This is a genomic window from Massilia solisilvae, from assembly GCF_024753215.1.
GTDB classification, from domain to species: Bacteria; Pseudomonadota; Gammaproteobacteria; order Burkholderiales; family Burkholderiaceae_D; genus Telluria; species Telluria solisilvae.
Genome location: NZ_JANUGV010000001.1, coordinates 113,844 through 137,270 on the forward strand (window position 1 = coordinate 113,844; position 23,427 = coordinate 137,270).

The 23,427-nt window shown below is 61.9% G+C and carries 18 protein-coding genes and 1 tRNA gene; all 19 read right to left on the reverse strand.

The window, feature by feature from the left end; genetic code table 11:
• Positions 1–58: 58 nt before the first annotated feature.
• Positions 59–1,228: a hypothetical protein gene (locus NX773_RS00570; protein WP_258854462.1), complete on the reverse strand. Its 1,170-nt coding sequence runs from the start codon at positions 1,226–1,228 to the stop codon at positions 59–61.
• Positions 1,229–1,388: 160 nt separating this feature from the next.
• Positions 1,389–1,964: a hypothetical protein gene (locus tag NX773_RS00575; RefSeq protein WP_258854463.1), complete on the reverse strand. Its 576-nt coding sequence runs from the start codon at positions 1,962–1,964 to the stop codon at positions 1,389–1,391.
• 231 nt (positions 1,965–2,195) lie between these two features.
• Entirely contained in the window at positions 2,196–2,666 is a 471-nt protein-coding gene (locus NX773_RS00580) for a hypothetical protein (protein ID WP_258854464.1), read from the reverse strand.
• Positions 2,667–2,763: 97 nt separating this feature from the next.
• On the reverse strand, positions 2,764–8,112 hold the full coding sequence (locus NX773_RS00585; RefSeq protein WP_258854465.1) for an RHS repeat-associated core domain-containing protein: 5,349 nt from the start codon (positions 8,110–8,112) through the stop codon (positions 2,764–2,766).
• Positions 8,094–9,392: a DUF192 domain-containing protein gene (locus tag NX773_RS00590; protein WP_258854466.1), complete on the reverse strand. Its 1,299-nt coding sequence runs from the start codon at positions 9,390–9,392 to the stop codon at positions 8,094–8,096. Before NX773_RS00590 ends, NX773_RS00585 begins: the two co-directional genes overlap by 19 nt.
• Positions 9,393–9,396: 4 nt before the next feature.
• Positions 9,397–10,314 (reverse strand): type II secretion system F family protein, encoded by a 918-nt coding sequence (locus NX773_RS00595; RefSeq protein WP_258854467.1) that lies wholly within the window; start codon positions 10,312–10,314, stop codon positions 9,397–9,399.
• A gap of 15 nt (positions 10,315–10,329) precedes the next feature.
• Positions 10,330–11,190 carry a type II secretion system F family protein gene (locus NX773_RS00600; RefSeq protein WP_258854468.1) on the reverse strand — a complete coding sequence of 287 codons (861 nt, stop codon included), beginning with the start codon at positions 11,188–11,190 and terminating at the stop codon, positions 10,330–10,332.
• Positions 11,187–13,121, reverse strand: a complete 1,935-nt coding sequence (locus tag NX773_RS00605) for a TadA family conjugal transfer-associated ATPase (protein WP_258854469.1) — start codon at positions 13,119–13,121, stop codon at positions 11,187–11,189. Before NX773_RS00605 ends, NX773_RS00600 begins: the two co-directional genes overlap by 4 nt.
• A 13-nt stretch (positions 13,122–13,134) precedes the next feature.
• Positions 13,135–14,664 carry a type II and III secretion system protein family protein gene (locus NX773_RS00610; protein WP_258854470.1) on the reverse strand — a complete coding sequence of 510 codons (1,530 nt, stop codon included), beginning with the start codon at positions 14,662–14,664 and terminating at the stop codon, positions 13,135–13,137.
• A gap of 54 nt (positions 14,665–14,718) precedes the next feature.
• Positions 14,719–15,678, reverse strand: coding sequence for a Flp pilus assembly protein CpaB (gene cpaB, locus NX773_RS00615; protein WP_258854471.1), 960 nt, complete (start codon positions 15,676–15,678; stop codon positions 14,719–14,721).
• Between the two features lie 2 nt (positions 15,679–15,680).
• On the reverse strand, positions 15,681–15,824 hold the full coding sequence (locus NX773_RS00620; RefSeq protein ID WP_258854472.1) for a hypothetical protein: 144 nt from the start codon (positions 15,822–15,824) through the stop codon (positions 15,681–15,683).
• 38 nt (positions 15,825–15,862) lie between these two features.
• Positions 15,863–16,636 (reverse strand): hypothetical protein, encoded by a 774-nt coding sequence (locus NX773_RS00625; protein ID WP_258854473.1) that lies wholly within the window; start codon positions 16,634–16,636, stop codon positions 15,863–15,865.
• A gap of 39 nt (positions 16,637–16,675) precedes the next feature.
• The gene (locus tag NX773_RS00630; protein ID WP_258854474.1) at positions 16,676–17,497 is read right to left on the reverse strand and encodes a hypothetical protein; all 822 of its coding nucleotides are present in this window, start codon (positions 17,495–17,497) and stop codon (positions 16,676–16,678) included.
• The gene (locus NX773_RS00635; RefSeq protein ID WP_258854475.1) at positions 17,494–18,435 is read right to left on the reverse strand and encodes a hypothetical protein; all 942 of its coding nucleotides are present in this window, start codon (positions 18,433–18,435) and stop codon (positions 17,494–17,496) included. The genes NX773_RS00630 and NX773_RS00635 overlap by 4 nt, the downstream gene beginning before the upstream one ends.
• Positions 18,432–19,811, reverse strand: coding sequence for a pilus assembly protein TadG-related protein (locus NX773_RS00640; RefSeq protein WP_258854476.1), 1,380 nt, complete (start codon positions 19,809–19,811; stop codon positions 18,432–18,434). Before NX773_RS00640 ends, NX773_RS00635 begins: the two co-directional genes overlap by 4 nt.
• Before the next feature lie 14 nt (positions 19,812–19,825).
• A complete protein-coding gene (locus NX773_RS00645; RefSeq protein WP_258854477.1) occupies positions 19,826–20,110 on the reverse strand; it encodes a hypothetical protein in 285 nt (94 codons plus the stop codon).
• A 302-nt stretch (positions 20,111–20,412) separates the two neighbouring features.
• A tRNA-Met gene (locus NX773_RS00650) sits at positions 20,413–20,489 on the reverse strand.
• An 81-nt stretch (positions 20,490–20,570) separates the two neighbouring features.
• Positions 20,571–21,527, reverse strand: coding sequence for a tRNA (adenosine(37)-N6)-dimethylallyltransferase MiaA (gene miaA / locus NX773_RS00655; RefSeq protein ID WP_258854478.1), 957 nt, complete (start codon positions 21,525–21,527; stop codon positions 20,571–20,573).
• Positions 21,524–23,404, reverse strand: coding sequence for a DNA mismatch repair endonuclease MutL (gene mutL / locus NX773_RS00660; protein WP_258854479.1), 1,881 nt, complete (start codon positions 23,402–23,404; stop codon positions 21,524–21,526). The genes miaA and mutL overlap by 4 nt, the downstream gene beginning before the upstream one ends.
• Positions 23,405–23,427: the final 23 nt, after the last annotated feature.

A 23,427-nucleotide genomic window follows, 5' to 3' on the forward strand; every position in this document is an offset into this window, starting at 1 on the left:
TGCGTTGTAATGATGTACTCAGTGCCTTTTGTGCTTGTACTTGGCCTTACGGCGATGTCTACGGGAGATCGTCGCCGCCGTCGCGAACAGTCATGAAGGTTCCGTCTGGTTTGCTGCGCTTGAGCCGCCAATGCAGCTTAATGCCACTATCCGTCCAGATGAAATAAAGGTAGATGACGCTACTGGGCAGCTTATGCGGTAGGGCGTTTCGTGTCGAGCTATCAATTTCATCGCGAACCTCCTGCGGAATTCGGCTGCGTACCTCGATGCGTTCTCTCTTGCTGGGCAGGGCGCCATAGATTGCGTTGAATCGCAAATGATACGCTGTCAGGGACTCGCCGGCCTCGTGTGGAGGCACAGCAGTGGGTGGCGATCGCCACTTGAACTCGACGTACTCAGGAAGCTCCGGCTCACTTTCGAACGCCATTAGCATTTCGCCGCCGGAAATAGGCCTGTTTGTATAGGCGATGTTAGGGGAGCCGGAAAAAACCGAACCGCTCGCCGATGCCGGGTACCGACGCGGACGGCCATCGGAGCTTGTCCCACCTGGGTCGATGGTAAACGCATCGTTTTTTATCGTGTTCGAGTAAGCCGCAATCATCGTCGTGCCAGCGGGAATGATTTCATCGCCGCCCTGGTGCGAGTAGTACTGCGCCCCTAGCCTATGCCATATTGCCCAGCGTAGCTTGATGCCGTAGTCGGTCCAGATGAACCAGACTTGGATGCTCGCTTCGTCGAGCTCGCCCTTTGGGGTATGACGGTTGGCCTCGACCACGGCGCTTACTACGTTAGCAGGAATGCGGCTGCGAATGAAAACTCGCTGCTTCTTGATTGGGTGCGAGTAGAATTCAGCCATCATTTTTGTTTCCCAGTCCTTGTGCGCTTGGGAAAACGGATCCGTAGGTGTAGGGTCCGGCGGGCTCGTTGGCGACTCGCGCCACTCGAAGTCGACATATTCTGGGAGATTGCGGCCATCCGGCGCTGCGCCCATCGTCGCCCCGCCGGAAAGGGGATTGTCATTGGGCCCGCTTGCGCCGCTGAGGGCGCCGGCATGGGGAAAGTCGGTTCCGTCCGCCAGGCGCGCACTTTTTATGTTGACGTCCACATCTTTGATCGTATTTGTATATGTGACCGTCATGTCTGGCCCTGAGGAAGGAGTAGCGGCGATAAGTCCTGTCAGGCAAAGAACCGAGATCAGCCCAGCGACGATCAATCGTTTGTTGTTCATCGTGGCCCCGTAGTTGCACAAGGGAGTGGGGTTCAGTGACGCAGTCAGCGCTCCAAATGCTGACTATTTGGCTTTGCGAGGGCTGACGGCTCTTTGCTCACTGATGGTTTTCTATTGCGATTGGTATGCTCCGCTTCGTTTACGAATGTACCGAGTCTTCTTAGTAGCGAGTCTCGAGAAAATCGCCACCCGGCATTTCAAAGATTGACACATCTCCAAGTGAAGCAGCTCGTTCAATATCCCATCCGAACAGGACGCCGTCTGCCTTCAGGCGAAATTTCAGGCGCAGGTTGCCGCCTCGGGCTCGGATGTCGCGGAGAACGGTGTCGGGAATGCGTTTGGCAACGGGAACGGTGTAATTGCCTGCGATTTCACCCTCCCAGTCAATTCCACCGTTCTTTCCCCAAATCGGTCGCGGATTGTCTCGCCAGGTTAAATGTACTGACAGCGGCACTCGACCGCTGCCCACCGCCATAATGCTACGGTTCCTTCTCGCTACAACCGCCGACGAATAGATCTTCCATCCAAGATCGTCGTACATGACTACTCCCTCCATCTGCGCGCCAGCTACCGCGTCCACGACAAGAACCAAGCGCACGCCAGTAAACCTATGTTGCGGATCGGCCGCCAAATCGCCACGCTCAGTCTTGCTGCATCCCGCCCCCCAGGGTAGCAGCGCCAACAGTCCGAGGAGTTTGCGTTTGCGCGATTGATCGAGTGGCGAATGCGTCATCACTTGACCCTCATGCCGATGTTGTGGTCGTGGTAGCTAAGCCGGTCGAGATAGCCCTGATTTTGAGTTTTATCGTCACGAGTCGGTGCTCCAAGTGTGGATGTTGGCCTTGTTCGAGCGCTTGAAGACGTTCAGGTCAGCTCACTGATGTCTATCGGGGCTAAATTACCTGCGTCCGCGGAAGTTGGCTCCTGGCTGCTCGGCTTTGGTGAACTCTTATTGGTGCAAAGAGCTTTAGTAGCGTGTCTCGAGAAAATCGCCGCCAGGCATTTCGAAAATCGATACATCTCCCAATGGGGCAGCTCGCTCGATATCCCAGCCGAACAGGATACCGTCCGGTTTTAGGCGAAATTTCAGGCGCAGGTTCCCGCCGTGCTCGCGAATATTGCGGAGAATGTCATCTGGGATTCGCTTGGCAACGGGGACGCTGTAATCACCCGCAATCACGCCGTCGTTCCATAGCTTCTTGACGTTGTCCCAGCCTGCTCCTTTTCGCCAGACGGCACGCACTGTTAACGGCACGCGGCCGCTGCCCACTGCCATGATGCTGCGGTTCCTTCTCGCCACAGTGGCGGATGAGTAGATTTCCCACCCCAGGTCATCGTAGATGACAACTTGCTCCATCTCCGTACCAGCTACCGCGTCCACGACAAGAACTGGGCCCATGCCCTTGAATCTTTTTTGCGGATCGGTCGCCGTATGCACTCGGGCTGACTTACTGCATCCCGGTACTAAAGGAAGCAGCGTCATCAGTGCGACTAGCTTACGTTTCCTCAACTGCTTGGGTGTCGAATTTGTCATGTCAATGTACCGTCATGTTTATGTTGTAGCCGTTCCGGTTCAGCCAATCCAAATAACCCCGCATGTCGACCGTTCCGGTCACAAAGTCACCTGAGGGAAAGCGGATTTTTTGCCCCTTGTCGTTCACCATGGCGGGCAGGTAACTGATGTATTTCTGTGTATCGGCCCACTTCATGCCGGTTCCCGTCATCGCCATCTGCGTGGTCGTCTTGCCGTTCTGGTAGTGCACCTGGCGGTCTTCAATGCCGGGCGCCAAGGGCGCGCCCGCAGTCGAAAACTGGTTGTCGCTCTTGTCATGCAGCACAGGGTTTGCGATGATGGTGTGCAGGAACGGCGAGTCCCCCATCTGGACCCCTGCCGCCTTGGCCTGATTCACCATCCATGTCAGCGCGACCTGCGATAGCTGGTTCTCGTTTGCGCCGAAGCCTCCGCCGATGTCCGCGTGTGAGCCAAGGAAACCGCGCTCGATGCGGGTTTTCCCCGCTGAGATCGTCGCGCCCATGATCGATTCGAGCGGAAATGCGCCAACTGAATTTATCAATCGCCGCGTCGTGTCCCCACGGTGTTCATTCAATGCGACCGCCTGCGCCACGTACGCGAATTGCCCTGGAATCGCGAGTTCGTAGGAGGCACCGCTCTTGTTTGTCGAAAGCACGGTGTCAAACAGTCCCATGAACCGGAAGTTCACCTTTTGGCACATCTGGCGCCCGCCAGCACCCTTGTAGCTGTACCAGCCGTTGTTGGTGCTGGCTATGAGCCAGTTGGCAAAGTCGCGGGCCTCTGCAGCACCCCGGCTAAAGCCTACGATGTCGACGTCCATCTGGCTATCATCGGCCGCGAGATCTGCCTCGTCGTTGAAATACCGCAGCATGCGCTGGATCCGTGCGGGGCCTGAATAGTTGCCTCCCATGTCAGCTGTTTCGGCACCCGCCGAAGGGACCCACCATGGCGTGAAAGTAGCCGGGATAATGTCGCCGTACGTCTGGTCGCGCTGCACAGTGCCGACTCCGCTAACGTAACGCCTGTTCCCGTCCGCATATAACGTAAAGATTTGCAACACGTTTGACGGCGAACTGCTGTTCGCAGCCAACCAAGCCGGGTCGTCGGTATTGCCGGTGCCGTCGAAGGCGAATAGAACTAGACCTTGCGGGTCAATGTATTTGAGCGGATTTCCGTTTACATAGGCATAGGCGTTGCTGCCGCCTCTCAGACCCAACGGGTCCGCAGTTAAGTAACGGCTGCGTGCAGGATCGTAGTAACGGTGGTCGTTGTAGTACAGCCCAGTTTCCTTGTCGGCATACTGGCCCGGCAGCCGCAGATCCAGTTCGAAGGGGCGTGACGCTTGGGCTGTCTTGCCCGAGTCCGCCACCGGCACGAGCTTCCCGAAAGGGCTGTAGGCTGCTTGCCAGATGGGCTTGCCTCTGGCATCGGTGACCATCTCGACCGCGCCTAGATGGTTGGTCTGCAGGTAGGCGATGTTCTCCCCTTTGCCGAACCAGGCATGCCAGAGCCTGACAGGCTGCGCCGCGCCTCCAGAGTCATTGGCCGCGCCGCCGTTCGAGGTATCGATGACGGCCACCGGTTGGCCTGCTAAGTAGACATACTGGCGCCGTATCATGCCCTTGCCGTTCAGTTCGGCCACGAGCCGGCGACCTTCGTACAGGTAGTAACTGTGTTCGCCACCGACGATTTTCTCGATGCGCTCGCCTCGGTGGTTGTAGTGGTAGCGCGCCAGGACGCGCTGGCCTTCGCGCACCTCCAGCAGTTTGCCGAAGGCGTCCCACACGAAGCTACGGTTGCCGACGTGCTTTGGCTGCCCCGAAGCGTCGTAGCTAGCGTCCGCAGCGCCATCGCCGCGCGCCTCGACGTGCCAGCGGTCTGCTCCCGACTTGTAGCTGGTCTTAACGGTATTGCCGTGCATGTCGCTCTGGTCCGCGAGACCTTCCTGCGCTAACAAGCGATTGCCATTGTCGTCGTAATAGTAGCGGGCAAAGCCCGTGCTCGGCCCGGTGGCCGCTGCTGCCGCGGTCCGCGTGGCCGCAGTCGCCGCCACGATCAATCGGTCGCGTGCGTCGTAAGCGTAGCTGCTCGCCGCATCCTTGTCCCGCGTGTACAGCAGGTTGCCCTGTACGTCCCACAGGTAGCGGTGGTCGAGCAAGGCCTTCGGATCAGGCGGCAGGCCCAGTGCGCCGGGCAACGCCGGAAGCGGCGCGGCCAGTGCTGGGCGTACGCCAAGCAGTGCTTCCAGTATCCCGCTGGCTCCCGGGCCGGACGCAGGCACACGCGGGTCGCGGTACACGATGCGGGCAAGGCTGCCCTCCTTGCTGCGCTGGTAGTAAGCTTCGATGCCGTTGCCGTAGGTCAGGCGCTTGAGGCCGGCGACATCGCGTTCGAGGTCCCGCACGATGGTCTGCCGCGGCATTAGCCAGCGGAGGGTCGGGTTGTCACCCCAACTGCGGTCGAGCGCCGTGATCTGGTTTTGGCCGTTGCGCCGGTAGTCGAGGGTGCTGCCATCAGGCAGGGTTATCGCGGCCAGTTGACCCAGGGCGTCGTAGCGGTAGTGTGTCGTGTAGCTGACGTGTTTGCCACCGGCGAGCGTGAGGATGTCGGTCTTGGCTCCGATGCGGCCCTGCGCATCGTAACTGTAGCGCTCGGCCTGGTTCGGATGGTCGATAGCGATGAGGCGTGGGCCTTCGTAGTGCCAGGTCGTGACGGCGGTCTTGCCGCCGTTTCCAGCGTCGGTGACCCGCTGCGTGACAATGCGGCCGATCACGTCGTAGTCGTAGCTGGCGCGGTTGCCGTTGGCGTCGGTACTGGCCACCAGCCGGTTTGCCGCGTCGAAGCGCCGGGTGGTCATTCCGCTGTCTGCACCGATGGTAGCCACGATGCGGCCGAAGTCGTCCCAGACGTATCGGGTACTGGCCCCGTTCGGCTCGACAATGGCGGTAGTGCGGCCGTACGCGTCCAGCTCAAAATGGGTCGTCGCGCCAGCCGCCTGCGAGACTGCCGTGATGTTGGCCGCAGCGTCGTACCCGAAGCGCGTGGTGCGGCCCAGTGCATCGGTCAGTGCGCTGGGCAGGCCGAGCGTATTCCAGTCGATGCGGCGGGTGCCGCCCCCGGCGTCCGTCATGGCTTGAAGGCGGCCCAGATTATCGTATTCATAGCGTCGTGCCTGCTTGATGGTACTGGAGAGCGTGCTTTGCTCGAGCAAGTTGTCCTCTGTGTCGTAACGACTGGTCCGAATGATGCCCAGCGCCGACGCGATCCAGGTGTTGCGCCCAGCGTCGTCGTAGCCGAGGCGGGCCAGCGGGTGGTAGTGCGTGCCGTCGTCGTAGCCCGACTCGACAGGATTGCCTAAAGGGTCAAACACGGTGCTCTGTGTGATGCCGTCGCGGGTAACGGCGAGCAGCTGGCCGCTCGGGCTGTAGCGCAGGTGGGTCGTGCGGCCCTCTGCGTCTCTGATGTTGGCAATGCGGCCGGCGTAGTCGTATTCGACTTCGCTCTTGCGATTCCCAGACGTGATGATGGCGGTCACGATTCCATCGCGCTTTTCGGAAGGCTCGTAGCGTATGAGTCGATCGCCGTTTGGTGTCGATTTCGGCGAGGCCAGTCCAGGGTTATGGTGGTCGTACTCGATGAGCGTGATGTCGGAGTCGAGCGGGGAGTTGGTTTTGCCGTTCGGGAGCGGCCCGTCGATCTCGGCCAGCAGGCTGCGGCCATTGATTGTGGCATAGCGGTAGTGGACGGTCCGTTCGATCGGCAAAGGTGGCTGCTTGCCGTCAGGGCCCGGGATCCACCCGGCCTCGGAGACGGCCAGCGGCTGACCCGCAGCGTTGTAGACAATGTGCGTCACCAGTTCCTTGCCGGGGACCACGCTTGGGCGCGCCATTAGTGCGGGCGCAAAAGAACTGCCTTCATATTCGAAGCGTACCTGCAGCTGCGCCGGACCGGGCTTGCCGCGCTCGTACACAATCTTGCTGACCCGTGTGATTCGGCCGAGCTTGTCCCGTTCGGTTCTAATGGTCACGATCGGCTCGCCATCCTCAGACAGCTTGGTCGTCTCGGTCAGCCGTCCGGCTTCATCGTAGCGGTGCCGTATGTTTGGCTCGCCGCACAGCGCACAGCCCGCCCCGCGCACCTCCAGCAGACGGTATTCGTCCGCGATCACCGTGTATCGGTAGACCGTCTTCTGGCCGAGGCTGTTGGTAAGCACGGTCTTGCCGGCCTCATGGTTGTCCAGCGTGACCTTGTCCACGTTGCTGCCATGAGTGCTGAGGATTGCGCGGCCGGTATCGTCGTAACCGTAGGTTGAGTAGCGGGTCGTGACTGGCTTGCCGTCCGCGCCAATGGCCTCGATGCTGATTCCGGTCATGAGCCACGGCCTGCGTGAGTCTTCGTGGTGGTATATCCGGCTGGTCGTGCTGCGGGTGGTGCCACGACTGGAAAAGGCGTGCGCCTTTTTGTCCGGATCGAAGTGGTCCGGCAACCGCACCCGGACCAGGTTGGCCAGCAGCTGCCTCTCGTCGAACAGGCCGGCACCCTTCGGCAGCGTGCTGCCGTACTCGTATTCGAAGCGTCCGACCGGGGTGTCGATGAACTGCACCCCGTGAAATTGGTTGGGCGTCTTGCGGTCGTAGTAGACCAGGTCCAGGCTGCGCCCCTGCGGGTCGATGACTCGCACCAGCACGTTCTGGCTGTCGTAAAGCAAGCGCACCATTTCGCCGGTTGGGGCCGTAATTCGGTCGAGTTTTCCTGACGCGTTGAAGTGCAGCTTGCGCCCGTCGGTCCAGGCCCAGGTGTAGTCGGGTTGCCCGTCTTGTTGGCGGCCGACAGTCATCGTGCCGTTGGCCGGGTCTGGCGTGCTGCACCGGGTAGGGGCCTTTTGATCGCGGTCGAAAATCACTCGCCCCCCGTCGGCTTGGAGCACTTGGATTGTTCCCCAGCGGTCGACAATTTCCGCTTCATACGATAGCCGCCAGCCACGGCCGAGCACGCCGTTGCGTTCACCCGGGCCGCTGAATGCGCTGTTGTAGTGGCGGACGATTTCGAGCCCCAGTACGCCGGGCAGGGCGGGCATGTCATCCTCGCGCTGGTATTTGTTGCCGGTCATTACATTGATGGGGTTACCGGCGCCGGCGCACTGACCCTGCTTGTTGGGGTCGCCGCCAGTGTTTGGTGGGCACGCGCTGGCTGTCAGCGCGATGAACAGCGAGACGACATTGACGGCCCAAGCGATGAGCCACCAGCGGAGGCGCCCCGGCGGCAGGCGGCGTGTAGCCATGTTTGTCTTAGCCGGAGCAAGGAAGGCGGGAGCAAACGCGCTCAAGCTGATCATGTTTTTGGCGTCCATTCTGGTGGTATGCAGCACATCTGCGAGGAATCGCAGGTAGTAGGGGGCTTGCAATGGTTCGGGTCGGTGAACGGGTTGCAGGCCGGCTCGGGATCGGACGAGGGCGGCGGCGCCGGATTCCGGCAGCTAAGCGTGGTGCAATCAGGCGGCGGCCCTTGTGTCACCGGCGTACTCCCCGGGTCGGCCGGTTTCCCGCCGTTGCCCGCTCCGGGTATCGAGACGGGGTTGCCGGGTTCGATCGCGTCCGAATGCATCTCAAGCGTGACGTGCGTGACGACCGGGATGCGCCCGTCGTTGATCAGTTTGGTCTGAAAGTCGTCGGTGTGCTGATCAGCCCACTTCAGGTAAGCGAGGTAGAGCTTGCCGATGATGGGCACTTTGGGGAGGTAACCGTGCGTGATTTTCAGCTTCAGCAGGTTTGCGTCATGAAGCGACTGGCCAGAGGACGCGCCCACCTCATTGAGTTTGGGACGGGCAGCCAAGGCTGAGTTGGGAATGACGTGCCGACTGCCGGTCTTCAGCAGCGCCTGCAGCGTCTCGTCGTTCCATTCGACGAAGCTCTCCTTGGTCGGGTTGAGCATCTCGATCTGCATGTTCCCGGCCATGTCGGCACTGGCCTTTGCAACTGACTGGGCCACCTCGTCCGCCGTCTCGCCGCCTCCGTACATCGGCGCGAGAGCTCGTACATATGCTTGCTGCACTGCCCCGAGGTCAGCATGAGCGAACGAACCTTCGCGCGCGGCCATGAAGCTGGCGTAGTTGATCTGGTTCTTGGCGAAGAACATCATGCCGTACTGCAGAGTTCCAAGCCCGAGCAGCGCGATCAAAGGCCCGACCACCGCGAACTCGATCATGGCCGAACCTCGTTGCTTGGCCCATGCGTGCCTCGGGTTCGGTACGGGCTGCTCCAGGCACGGGTGGCTGAGGCGATCGCCCGGAGCGATGCCGAGTGCGGTAATTGTCCCGGCCGCCAGTTCGAGCGTATGGACGGCGCGCGGTCCGTCGAAGCTGCTGTGACTAGCGCGCCACGGTTTCAGGTGCCTCACGCAACGGGTGACGAAGCCGTGCCGGTCGAGGTAGACAACGTCGATCGGATAGCGCATGAAGGCGCTGTGCACGCTCGAGCAATGGGTGATCAGCATGCCCTCCGCCTGTTCCAACGGCCCGCTAAGCATCAGTCCCCGAAAGCGCGTGAGAAAGCTGTCCGCAGTACGCAGCGCAAGTTCGTGCGTACCGCTGGCGGTGGACAGCGTACATTGCGTGCGCTTCGTGGCCGTCATCTTCCTAGAGCCCCATGCTCATGAACTGGACGGCGATCGGGAAGAACAGCACGATAAAGGTGCACGGAAAGATGAAGGCGATCAGCGGAAACAGCAGCTTGACGGGTGCTTCCATCGCCAGCTTCTCCGCCCGCAGAAAACGCTCCGAGCGGCGCTGATCCGCCTGGGCGCGCAAGGCCGGCCCCAGATTCATGCCTACGCGTTCGGCCTGCACCATGGCGGTGACGAAGGTCGTCACGCTCGCCTCCTGCAGCCGTTCGCTCATGCCGCGCAATGCTTCGGCACGCGCTTTGCCGTTGCGGACATCGCGCAGTACCCGTTGGATTTCGTCGCGCAGGATGCCATGTGGGCCTTTTTCGACGGCCTGGTTGAACGCGCCTTGCAGGTTCAACCCCGCCTCCACGCACAGGGTGATGAGGTCGAGCATGAACGGCAGCGTCTTTTGCAGCTCACGCCTACGTAGCGCGATGCGGTCTTTCAGCCAAATGTGGAAGTAACCCCAGCCGCACAGCGCGCCAACGATGCCAACCTGCCAGTAGCGCTCGGCGCCGAAGTCGCCGGCCGGGCCTTGTCCCAGCAGTTTGAGTACGCCCACCGCCACGCCAGCAGCCACGAGCCCCCACATCAGGCGACCGGCCACGAACTGCGGCGCATTGAGGCCAAATTCGAGGCCAGCCTTGCGCAGCCGGATCGGTAACCGGTCGGTTGCCTCCTGCGATACGATCCGAGCCAGCGGATAGCTGCACCACTGGATCGGCCACCAAAGTAGCCGGAACCCGAGCGGCGGAGGATCCTTGTAGCGCCGGTCTTCTGGCGGGATCTCGGCCACTGCACGGCTGATCTGCATGATGAAGAGGCCTGCCGCCGCACCGAATAGCACGGCCAGCAGTGTGACAACGAGCGTAACGGTCGATTGGGACATGCCGCACCTTTGTGGTCAGACGTCGATCGCAACGATCTTTCGGATGACGAAGATCCCTAGCGCCTCCAGGATGCCGATGACGGCGAGCGCACCCCAGCCCATCGGCGTGTGCCACAACACGCTCATCTCACCCGGTTCCATCTGGTTCAGTACCAGCATCAGCCCGATGGGCAACATGCCCACGATCCAGGCTTGCAGCTTGCCCTGCGCCGTCAGGGCGCCGATCTTGCCCTCGATCTGCAGGCGACTGCGCACCGTGTTGGCCGTACGTTCGAGCATTTCGGCCAGGCCGCCGCCGGTTTCGGACGCGATGCGCATTGCCGATACTGTGAGGATGGTGGTGGGGGTGGGAATGCGCCGCGCCAGCCCGTTCAGGCTCTGTTCCAGCGTGGCGCCGAGCCTCTGCTCACGCAGGAGGAGGGTGAACTCCTGCCCGAGCGGGGCTGGCGCTTCAATCACGAGCTGGCCGATCGCGGAGCGCAGGCTCAAGCCAGCGCGCAGTGCGCCAGACAGCATTGTCAACGCATCGGGCAGCTGCTCCTCAAACCGGCGCAGGCGCCGCTGGCGCATGCGTGCAAACACGAAGCGCGGCATCAATCCTAGCGCTGCGCTCGCGCCCAGTCCGAGAACCACGTTGCGGAAGAAGAGCCCAGTGAGGATACTGCCCAAGACGACAAGCGCCACGTGCGCCGCGAAGATTTTTCCGGGGTCCACGAACAGGAAGAACTCGCGTGCATGGAAGCTGGTGCGCTCCGTGAACTGTGCGTGGTAGCGAGCCATCGCGCTCTTACCGATGTCGATGATGAACCACGCGAACATCGTCGCCGCAATGGCGGCAACGATGGTCAGCGCAAGAAGGATGGCCTGGCTGTTCATCCGGCGGCTCCGTGGGAGAAGCCGCCGTCAGCTAATTCTGGCTCGCCCACCTCGTCGTAGCCATCATCCATCTCCACATTCGCGACTACCGGTTTGAAGATGTCCATGTCAAGCGGGCGGCCCGAGAAGCGCAGCGCCTCGTAGAATGTGGGAGCCATGTCGCAGCCGGTGAAATAGCCGCGGATCTTTGTGCCATTGCCGTATCCCTGGTTCGCGAAACGGAACAGTTCCTGCAGCTGCAGTTTGCCGCTTTCGATGCCCGTCACTTCGGTGATGCTGGTGACCATGCGCGTGCCGCAGGCGAAGCGAGTCTGCTGCACTATCAGGTGGATAGCCGAAGCAATCTGGTCGCGAATGGCAGTCAGAGGCAGGTCCATCCCTGCCATCAGGACCATGGTCTCAAGGCGTGCCAGCCCGTCGCGTGGGCTGTTTGCGTGCAGAGTGGTCAGGGAACCGTCGTGGCCCGTATTCATTGCCTGCAGCATGTCGAGCGCCTCGCCGCCGCGGCACTCGCCGACCACGATTCGGTCCGGGCGCATGCGCAGCGTGTTCCTGACCAGTTCCCGGATCGGTATTGCCCCTTTGCCTTCACCGTTGGCAGGCCGGGACTCCAGGCTCACCCAGTGGTCGTGGTGCAGTTGCAGTTCGGCAGCGTCCTCCACCGTGATGATTCGCTCTTCGTGGGGAATGAAGTTCGACAGGATATTCAGGAGGGTCGTCTTACCGGAGCCAGTCCCGCCCGAGACCACGATGTTCCTGCGCGCCGCAACGCACACCTCCAGAAACTCCGCCATCTCGGCACTCATCGAGCCCAGATCGACCAGATCCTGTGCGGTCATCTTGCGCTTTGCGAATTTACGGATCGTGAGCGTCGGTCCTTTTAAAGCCAGAGGCGGGATGATGGCGTTGACGCGTGACCCGTCCTTCAAGCGCGCGTCAACCATCGGCGACGATTCGTCGATGCGGCGCCCCAGCGGGGTGACGATCCGTTCAATGACGCCCAACACCGCACGGTCGCTGGTGAAGGTCAGCGGGTGCCGTTCGAGCCGGCCCTTGCGTTCGACGAAGATCTTGTCGAACTGGTTGACCATGATTTCGGTGACGCCGTTATCCTCCAGTAGTTCTTCGAGCGGGCCCAGGCCAACCGCTTCGTCGAGAACCTGCTTGGCCAGCAACTCCCGGTCGAGCTCGGGTGGAATGGCCGTCTGCAGTTCCCCGATGATATCGAGGATGAAATTGTTCGTTTCCTCGCGCAGCTGGGCATCGCTCATTTTGGACACGTCGTGCCGGCGCAGGTCCATTCGCTCCAGCAAGGCCGCGTGGAGCCGCCCACGCCATTCGAATTCCAGCTGCTTCTGTTTGGACAGCGGCGGCAATGTGCGTGCTGGTTCCTCCGGCGCCGGTGCTGGTGCGCGCGGCTGTCTCGGCGAATGCCGATCCGGCAAGGAATGGTGCTGGCCCAACTGCTCGGCCGCCGGAGGTGCTGCGCTTACGTGCAGCGCCTCCACCTGGCCCGCCGCTGCAGCGTTGGCACGCCGGTCTTCTTGGAGGCGGCGCCGTTCCACGCCGGCGTACTCGCGCACCACGCCTTTGGCGCGGCGGTCCGGCGAGCTTGGCGCCCTGCGGTTTGTTCCTATGGCTGGCATCTCGGCCACGCGCAGTTTGTACGGGCCGATCGAGATGACGTCGGAGGGAGTGAGCGGCCCATGCTGACCGGTCACGCGCATGCCGTTGACGGTCAGGCCCAGGTAGCTTCCCATGTCCTCGATTAGCACGCCCGATGGCGTCTTCATGAAGCGGGCGTGCTGCTTGCTCACGCGCCAGCTGTCGAGGTGGACATCGTTGCGTGGGCTGCTTCCCGCGACGCACTCGTCGGGAACTTCGAGCGGTTTGACGCTGCCGTCAGAATGGATGATCTCTATCTTGAACATGGCGGTCTGTGGCTTAGTTGGTGCCGCGGCCCTGCTGCAGCGGATTGCTCAAGTAGGGCGGCGCGCCGAGGTTTTGCTCCAGGCGCTCGTTAGTCCGCTCGATCCTGTCCTGCAAAGCGGGTGTGTGGCTGTCGACCAGGTGCGGAGTCACGAACACCACCAGTTCAGTCTCCTTGTTCTGAAAGCGCTTCGAGCGGAACAGCGCCCCAAGGACCGGGATGTTGCCCAGGAACGGAAGACCCTCGATGTCGGTGCTGACGCTGCGCTGCAGAAGGCCGGACAGGACGATGGTCTCGCCGGGCTTCACGTTGAACTCGGTGCGGGTGCGCCTTGTCAGCAGCGCGGGACCGTTCGTGGTTGAGACAGAGGTGTCGATCGAGCTGACTTCCGAATCGATGACGGCCCGGATCGCGCCGCTGCGGGCCACCCGGGGCTCGATATCAAGCCGCACGCCGTACGGTTTGAACTGCACGGTGACCCCGTTGACGCTGGCAACCGAATAAGGGATCTCGCCGCCGGCGTGGAAGGTAGCCTTGTAGCCGCTGCGGGTCGAAAGCTGCGGCTCGGCCAGTACGGATGCCGTGCCTTTCTGTTCAAGTGCTTGCAGGGTCGCGTTCAGGCCAAGGTTCACGGCACTGGTCACAATCGGGCTGGACGGATAGACCAGGCCGGTGGACTCGCTGGGGGTGATGGGCGCGCCGGCACCGGCTCCAGGCAGCGCGATGGACAGGCCGCTGGTGTCGCCGCGCGCCACCGGACGCCATATGGCACCGACCGCAGCGCCGCCCGCTGTTCCCCATTTGAGTCCGAGATCGCGCAACTGGCTGCGGGGGAACTCGACAACCTTCACGTCCATCATGACGGTTTGTTCCCAGCCGACGGCACCGGTGAAGTTGACGATCTGCGGGTAGCGTTTTGTCAGTTCGGCGACCTTGTCGCGGTCGGCGTCGCTCAGGTCGTCGCCTTCGACGATGACTTTGTCGCCGACCACGGTGGCCTTCGCCTTCGGAATCGTCGACAGGAAGCCAGCGATCTCGCGAGCATACCGGGTCATGTCGTTGGCGATGACGTTAACCTTGATTCGCTGGTAGCGGCCGTCCCCGGTCCAGACGTAAAGCATCGTGGTCCCCGCACCGTTCGCAAACACGATGATGTCCTTGCCATCCAAGGCATTGGCGGTGATGACCTGGCCGCTGCCGACGGCGATGCGCGCAACGCCCGGTGCTGAGAAAACGCGCGATTCGCCAACGAACATTTCGAGTTCCTGCGCTGGCTCCGCAGCATCGGGTTGGGCGAGCGGCTGCGAGTCTGCGAGATCCTGGGCGCCGGGCGTCCCTGCCATTACCTTGCCCGCAGTGAGGCTGGTTTGCGGCACGGTGGCAGGCGGTTTTGGCCACACCGGCGCCGATGCCACGGCTAGGAGGGCCATCAAACTGGCGACCATGATCGCCCGGTGGCTCCACGGCTTTGGCGATGTGGCGTTCCCCGGCATGGAAACAGCCCTTGCAAGATCACCACGCGCTGGTTGAATTTGTTTTGTCATGGCTCGTCGCTTTCTATAAACAGATTCTGGAATTGGGCAGCGCTTGCCGCGGTGTCAGGGGACTGCTTGTCCCGGAGCGAGGGCAGCGCCGGCGGGCAACGCTGCGACCGTATAGCCCGACGCAGTTGCGATCGTGGGCGTTACGCTCGCCGGCACAGGCAACGGAGGGCGGGGACTATTGAGACGCAGCGCTTCCGGCGCGAATTTCGCGCCACTACCTCCATACAGCACCGGCACCTGGCGCATCCCCTGCGGCCCCTGGTGCGCCACGCGCCGACTGCCGAACAGCGAAGCCAAATCCAGGCTCCTGTTACCGATCGGTGCCTTGTCGTTCGGATTGCGAAGCAGGGCAGTCAGTTTGCCGGTTTCGCGGGCCATGATGATGCTGGTGGCCTGCTCCGGAGTGGTATTCAAGGTTACCGTCGCAAATTGCGTTTTCTCGCCGCTCCTGGCGTCATCGACCACCCGCTGGCCAGTGGCCATTACCTGTACGCTTTGCAGCAGCGGCAACACCACCTTCTGGCCGTTCTGGTCGACTGCGAACATCAGGTCGATCAAGTCGCCCGGCTCGAGCATGCCGGAGATGGAATTGATCTCATCGACCACAACGGTGATTGCCCGCTGGCCGGGCGCCAGGCGGGCTGAAAACGTAGGGACGTGCTGCGCTTCCATCTGGCTCCACATGATCATCTCGCCACTTCTGAGGTTGTAGGCGATGGCCTTGCCGTCGATACGGGGGAAGTCCTCCGGCCGAATTGCGCCGGACTGCGCGAAATCGACCGGAATTTTGCGTACTGCGAGGGATTGGTTACTGAGCTTGGTGCCGGCCGTGATTTCGGTCTTTGCCACGACGACGTCGACCGTTTCGTGCTTGGATGCCGCTGCGATGGCTTCCACCTGGTGGCTAAGGAAGCTGCGAGCTCCCAGTGCAGTTAGTACGCCGATGGCCAGTGCAACGCCCAGCGACAGCCAGGTCTTGTTAATGTTGCGCAGTGATTGGAAATTGATTTTCATGGTCAGCCTGGAAGAGAAATGGCATAGCTAAATTTGCGATAGGCGGTGCCGAACGCCTGGATCAGCTGCCACAGAACGCTGTCCTGTCCCGACATGCCAAGGCCAAGCGCGAGCGCGAGTGCGCCGCAAACGACGAGGTATTCCATGCTTGACTGCCCGCGCGCATGCCAAGTGGGAGGAAGCTTCATTTGGCCCCCCCGTACACGACCCGGTTCATGACGATCACGCTTTTTCCGCTGGCATCGCTAAACAGCACCGCAGTCGCCTCGGCGCCCGGACGCTTGAAAAACAGGGTTCGCGCGTCGGGAGCGAGATGCGTACGTGCGTGGATGGCCTTGGACGGGCCAGCCTCCCGTTCGAAACTAAAGCCGTTCGCACGCAGCATGCGCTGGACGTATTCACTGTTTACGCCGATGCTGTGCGAGTTGATGACCGCATCATGTTCGGCACGGGTTCCGCCGTCGATGGACGACGTGTGGCTCGCCAGGGTCGAGCCAGGCGGCAAGGCAGACAGCAAGCGGCGGGCAGCAGCATCTGCGGGTTCGTGCTGGTCGATTGGTGGCCGGGTGACTGCGATCACCCCTCGCGTGCCAAAGCCGGCAGGATCCAGCTGCACCGTCATGTAGTACCGGCCTTCTCCGCGGCCCAGCACCAGCGTGTTTCCCCGACGGTCTTCCATGAGTGGTTCCCCGAGCACCTGCCGGAAGGATGCCGTCAGCGCGGCAGGGCTAACACTCGAGACGAAGCCACGCATCCTGACCGGTGTGCCATTGACGACCACCTCCTGCCCAATATCGAATGTCTCCACCTGCTGCGGGACGCGAACCTGCGGCCACGGCGCATCACCCTGCGCTGCGAATGCTGGGTTGAACAGCGTTTGCGCAGCAAGTGCAACAACCACCTGCTTTAGGCCGCATTTACTGGCGGCAACTTTTAGGTCGCGAGTGGTGCGTGCCATGGCAGGACCTCATGCAAAGTACGGGGATAACTGCGTCAGCTACTTCAATCGGTCCGACGGGACGACGTCTTGCCAGAAACTGAGTTGCCCAAGTTGCGGAGGCTGTACCTTGCCCGCTTCGAAAGGCGTGATGAACCCATCGGCTATCGATGCAATTTTCCTGAGTTGGGTACCGGGGACCAGTAGTTTGCTATCGATGCGAGAGACTACTTTCGCCGGCGTGTCCGCATCCCAGCCATTCACGACTACGCTGGTATGGCGGGTTATCGAAAGATCGATCGTATCGAACGGTTGGTACGACTTAAGGAAGGCAGGCGTCTTGGCGAGCTTGACGCTGACATTGCCGGTGAAGATGCCGGCTGCCTTCAAGCTTAGCTGCTCGGCTATCTTAGTCTCGACACCCGTGCCCGCGGTCTTGTTGAATGGATCGCCGTCCGTTGACGCCGTGAAGCCGTTTGCTTGTGAAGGGCTGGCACTGTCGCCGAAACTGATGGCGACGTCGGCGTCAAAGTCGGCGATCAGTGGTTCGTTGGTTGGACCACGCCAAAAGAGGTTCCTGTGTGCGTCAAAATTGCCCGCAGTGTCGTTCGTTTTGATCGGTGCGTCGGGGTTGCTGAAGAACCGGCGCCGCACCTCCGCGGCCAGTTGTGCCGGGTCCTTCCAGCTGTTCTGCCATTCGTTGCGCACAGCCGCATCGAAGGCGACGTAGCGGCTGGCCATCTGGGTCTGGTGAGCGATATCCTGATACTTGGCGATCAGGGGCATTAGCAGGAAGAGCGGTACCAGTGCCAGCGCCACCACCAAAAATTCGGTCAGCGCCTGCCCGTTGCATCGCGCCACGGCTTTCGGAGGCAAGCTCATTTACGTCTCGTGATATTGGTGACCTGGAAGCCGTCGGCCAGATATGGCGCGAACACGGAGGCGTTCACGGACGCATCCAACTGTGCCTTCAGCGCTTGGGCGTTCGAGCCCGCGATATTGGTCCACTCGAGCTCGATGCCCGCACCGCCCCCTTTACGGACCGCGCTGTAACCCGGGAACGAGCCACCACGCGAGATGCAAACCGTGCCGAACATCTGCGTCTCCACCTCGCATTCGATTCCGGTGATCGTTTTGCGCTCGCCGGTCTTGACTGGCGCAAATTGCTTCATCGCCTGTTCCATTGCGGCTAACGCCGCTTGGGATGGCGCATTCCTGGCGCCCGCCCGACCGATCGCGGCCGAGCTCTGCGGGGCGATATTCACGACAACCGGCGCACCGCCATGTGCCCGCGCATCGCAAACGCCGTGCGCAATCTTATGGTCGAAGTCGATCTGGCAAGTTCCCTTGGTGGATGCCAGCGTTGCCACCACCCTGCGGGTTTCTATCAGACTGCAATCGGTGGGATTTAGGCCGTACACGAGCGTGGTGCTATACGTTATCTTTCGATTTGCGGCCTCATAGGTGTCGCTCTGAAAGCTTTGCACATAGTCCGGCCAGACCCGCGGTGGTTTGCTATGGCCGCTGAGGGGGGAGCGAACGCAGCTTTGAACATCGGCCTTCAATTCATCCAACAAGGCAACATGACCTTTTTCGCCTTCGACATAACCGTGAAGGCGCACCCAGTGAACCTTCTCCGATTCCCGGCCCGCACCGAGCTTTTCATGTGGCAGTGGCGAGTTGATCAGCATGGTTTCGTTTTCCGTCGTGGCGTTTGCAGGCGACCAAGCCAATCCAGTCAAGGCAAGTAATAGGTCGGCGCCGTGCCCTGGCCGCAGTCGCGAAATGCTGCGTTCCGTGCTCTTTCGATTGGTGCTCATCGAGGTTCTCCCAGCGCGATCGCCTTTGCGATGTCGGCGCTTGATGTCGAGACGAGGTGAACTTGCCAAAACGGATTGAACAGGCTGGCCAGCTCGGTTTTGCCGTCGCTTCGGGAACTTGGCCGCCGGAAGAAGACTTCCGATGTCGAAACGGCCATCAAGACATCGGATGCGAGCTTGCTGTCGAACTTGGCTAGCCTGCCCGACGGTTTCACGGCTGACCTACCCTCGGAAGTCCGGGTCTGGTCTTTGGACCTGGTCAGCCGAACGGCGAACCGGAGCGGGGGCGGTAAGTCGTCGCTTGCTTTCAATAAGTCTTGCTTCAAGTCGTAAAACTTGGGCAGACCGCTGTAGTTCCAGTCCTTGCTGCTGGCGTAGCCGCTTGCCACAGGGTTGTCCGACCTTGATCCACCGAATCCGTTGTCCCTGCCGCTGCTTGCGCCGGCTCCCTGGCTGGCGGCGCCAAGGGGTGTTTCGTCTTCATCGCAGCTGAAAGAGAACAAATGAACGTTGAAGCTCCACGTGTGGACCGAGGCTGTATCCATTGCCCGCCACTCGTCAAGCCCGATCAGTTCCGTACCGCCACGGCGACGGAATTCTGCTTTGCTGTCCGTAATGCAGGGCAGACCATTGGCCGAATCCCAAGACCGCTTCGGTACAAATCGGTCACGGTTGGCCGCTTCAACCGTGGCATCCTTGAAGCGGGTGCGATCGTTATCCGCATAGCGAGTAATGAAGTTGCTACCGTTGAGCCCAAAGTCATCCGTGAGTGGAATGTTGTCGACGTGGACAGCACCCTCGTTCACGTAATTGGCGTCGGCCACCTCCTGCATCAGCGATTTGCGCGCTAGGAATAGGTCAGCCGCCATGTTCACTTGTGCTGCCTGCAAGACGTTCTTGGCCTGCTCCGCCGCCGCGACGGCGGTTTGGCCTGCAGAGGAAACACTCGTGCCTGAACCATCGGCGATGCTCGCGCTGAACGCTAGCGAGTAGCACACCGGCGCGTATGTCAGGAGTCCAAGCCGGACTGGAACGGAATATTGATTCGTGCAATTCATCTGCGACTGCGCACTGTTCGAATGATCCGCAACATAAGTCGCCCAGGAAGCCATGCTGACCGCTTGGGCGATCATCACTTCGTTGGCAATGAGCGCCCGGTTCGTGTAGGCGTCAAAGTTCAACGCCCGCGCATGCATTACCCCGGCGCTATATGCGACCGCGTCCGCTGTGTTGACCAGCTTGGTTTTCTCCGCGGTCAGCTGGCCGGTATTAAACAGAAAGAACAGCGCGACGAGCCCGCCTATCAGTCCAAAGAGGCCGAAGATGAGGGCCTGCCCGGCTTCTCGGCGGGGCGTGTGTCCGAGCGGACGGAGCATTGAGATCGCTGCCCTTATTGTTTGCCGGCATCGGCCTGGTTGCCGTACGTGGACAGCGAGTTCGCGTCTGCTTGTTTTGCCCGGTCGGCGGCCTTTTGGGCAGCCGCCCCGGCCGCATCGATTGCTGGCTTGCCATCTTTCCCAGCAATCTCCATAGCGATACCGGCGGTCTGGCCCCTGACAGTCGCGCCGAACAGCATATAAACGGCAATGGCGGCCACTGCAATCAGAGCAACGATGATGATGTATTCGGTCATCCCTTGCCCGCGTTGCTTCATTTCATAGGTGAGGCGTTTCATGGTCGGTACCTCTCAATGTAAAGGTCATCGGGATGTGTGGATGTGCTCCCGGGTATGATTATCTTTACGTCGAGAAATCCGCTCTTGCCAGCGATCAACTGTAATGCCCAGCGGCCTTTCGGCGCGGCATTCGTTTGATTTGTCGCTAATGTGCAGCGGTGCGAAATCCGCGACATCGCCAAACACGGACGTCAAAGGAGCGAATTTCAGTGTAAAGGGAGGGGCGAATACGGCCACGGGAGCCGGTCAGCGCGCGAAATGAAAAAGCCGCTGAACCTTTCGGAACAGCGGCTTTCGTATTCTGGTGGTGATAGTTGGACTTGAACCAACGACCCTAGCATTATGAATGCTATGCTCTAACCAACTGAGCTATATCACCTGCAACGACGAGCATTATCCAGATTCGTGCCCGCGGTGTCAAGGCTGGGGAAACCAGCCGAGCCAAATATTTTACACCATATTATTCCGGTAACCCCGAAATCTGCTTCAGCAGCTCCCCGGACGGGTCCTTGCCGAGGCAGTCGATCACGATGCGCTCGGGCATAGCACGCAGCCAGGTCAGCTGGCGCTTGGCCAGCTGCCGGGTGGCGATGATACCCGTTTCGCGCAAGGCGTCGCGCGTGATACGCCCGTCCAGGTACTCCCACGCCTGCCGGTAGCCCACGCAGCGCATCGACGGCATCGACGGCGACAGGTCGCCGCGCGCACGCAGCCGTGCCACCTCGGCTACCAGGCCTTCGTCATCGCGCTCGCCCAGCATCTGGTCAAAGCGCAGCGCGATCCGCGCATGCAGCACGCTGCGGTCGGACGGTTCAAGCGCAAACGACACCAGATTGAACGGCAGCTCCAGCTTGCCGCGCCCGGTCAGCAGCTCGGACATCGGCTTGCCCGACAGTTCAAAGATCTCCAGCGCTCGGTTGATGCGCTGCGCGTCGTTCGGCTTGAGCCGCTCGGCCGTCACCGGGTCCACTGCGCGCAGCTTTTCGTGCATTGCCGGCCAGCCGATGCGCGCCGCTTCTTCCTCGATCGCCGCCCGCACATCCGCGTCCGCGGTCGGCAGGTCATCCAGCCCTTCGGTCAGCCCTTTAAAGTACATCATCGTGCCGCCGACCAGCAGCGGCAGGGCGCCGCGTGCGCTGATTTCGTCCACCAGCCGCAGCGTATCGGCGCGAAACTGCGCGACTGAATACGCCTCGGTCGGCTCGATGATGTCGATCAGGTGATGCGGCACGGCCGCCAGTTCCTCCGCTGTCGGCTTGGCGGTGCCGATGTCCATGCCGCGGTACACCAGCGCTGAATCGACCGAGATGATTTCGACCGGTCGCTCGCGCGCAATCGCCAGCGCGGCAGCGGTCTTGCCCGACGCGGTCGGCCCCATGATGGCCACCGCCAGCGGTTTGCGGCGCGCAGTATTCATTGCCCGCGCAGGAAAAGCTTGTCCAGTGCCGAGATGTCGAGTTGGACCCAGGTCGGGCGCCCGTGGTTGCACTGGTCGGCACGCTCGGTCGCTTCCATCTGGCGCAGCAGCGCGTTCATCTCCGGCACGGTGAGGATGCGGTTGGCGCGCACCGCCGTGTGGCAGGCGAGGGTGCCCAGCAGTTCATTGCGGCGCTCGATCAGCACGCGCGAGCCGCCGAATTCGCGCACGTCGCGCAGCACGTCGCGCGCCAGCGTTTGCGCGTCGGCGTTCTTGAGCAGCGTCGGCACGGCGCGCACCGCAAGCGTGGTGGGCGACATCACGGCGATGTCGAAGCCCAGCGTTTTCAGGGTCTCCTGGTGCTCGTGTGCGGTGCCCACCTCCACCGCGTCGGCAAAGAAGGTCATCGGGATCAGCAACTGCTGCACCTGCATCTCGCGCCCTTCGATCTGCGCGTCGAGCGCGTTCTTGAGCTGCTCGTACAGGATGCGCTCGTGCGCCGCGTGCATATCCACCAGCACCAGCCCCTTGCGGTTTTGCGCCAGCACGTAGATACCGTGCAGCTGGGCCAGCGCGAAGCCGAGCGGGTACTCTTCTTCATCCGGCATCGGCGCGCTGGAAGCCGACAGTGGCGCAGGCGCCGCGCTCGCGGCCGGCTCAGGTGAAGCGAACAGCGCGCCATAGCTCTCGGTGCGCTGCGCGACGCCGGGAGTGGGCGCATCCCAGCGGCTGCCGGGCGGGAAGGGCGACGGCGAAAAGGTCGAGGACAGCTGCGCGCCGAACGATGTCTGCTCGTGCGGACGCTGCCACGCGCTGGCCGTTCCCTTTACTTCAGTGGCCGTGATCGGCGCTGGCACGCTGCCGTGCGCGGTGGCCGAGGTTTGCGCCAGCGTGCGCTGCACCGCGTGGAATACGAACTGGTGCACCGCGCGGCTGTCGCGAAAGCGCACCTCGATCTTCGACGGGTGCACGTTCACGTCCACCAGCGCCGGGTCGAGGTCGAGCGAGAGCACGTAGGACGGGAAGCGGTCGCCGTGCAGCACGTCCTGGTACGCCGAGCGCACCGCGTGCAGCAGCAGCTTGTCGCGCACGAAGCGGCCGTTCACGTAGAAGAACTGGCCATCGGCGCGCGCTTTGGATGCGGTGGGCAGGCCGATGAAGCCGTGCAGGTACAGCGGCCCGGCCGCCTCGTCCACCGGCAGGCGGGCCTCAGCGAAATCGCTGCCCACGATGTGCGCGCTGCGCTTGGCCATGTCGCTCACGTTCCAGTGGTCGATGGCCTTGCCGTTGTGGGTCAGCGTGAACGACACGTCGGGCCGCGCCAACGCGATGCGGCGCACGACTTCGGCGCAGTGGCCGTACTCGGTCTGCTCGGACTTGAGGAATTTACGGCGCGCGGGCGTGTTGAAGTACAGGTCCTGCACGTCGATGGTGGTGCCGAATGCGCCGGACGAGGGCGACACCGATCCCTGGTGCGAGCCGACGATCTCCCACGCGTGCGGCGCGTTCGGCGTGCGCGAGGTGATCGAGACCGCGGCCACCGAAGCGATCGAGGCCAGCGCCTCGCCGCGAAAGCCGAGTGTGGCCACGTTTTCAAGGTCGGTGAGCGAGGCGATCTTCGAGGTCGCGTGGCGCGCGAGCGCGAGCGGCATTTCCTCAGGCGGAATGCCGCGGCCGTTGTCGGTGATGGCAATGCGCTTGACGCCGCCTTCCTCCAGTCGCACCGTGATCTGGGTGGCGCCGGCATCGAGCGCGTTCTCGAGCAGCTCCTTGACCACGGCCGACGGCCGTTCCACCACCTCGCCGGCGGCGATTTGCGAAATCAGCTGGTCAGGCAGCTGCTGGATCGGGCGATGGGTGGGGACGGGGGCGTTCATCGGCGGGATTATAGCTTGCTGGG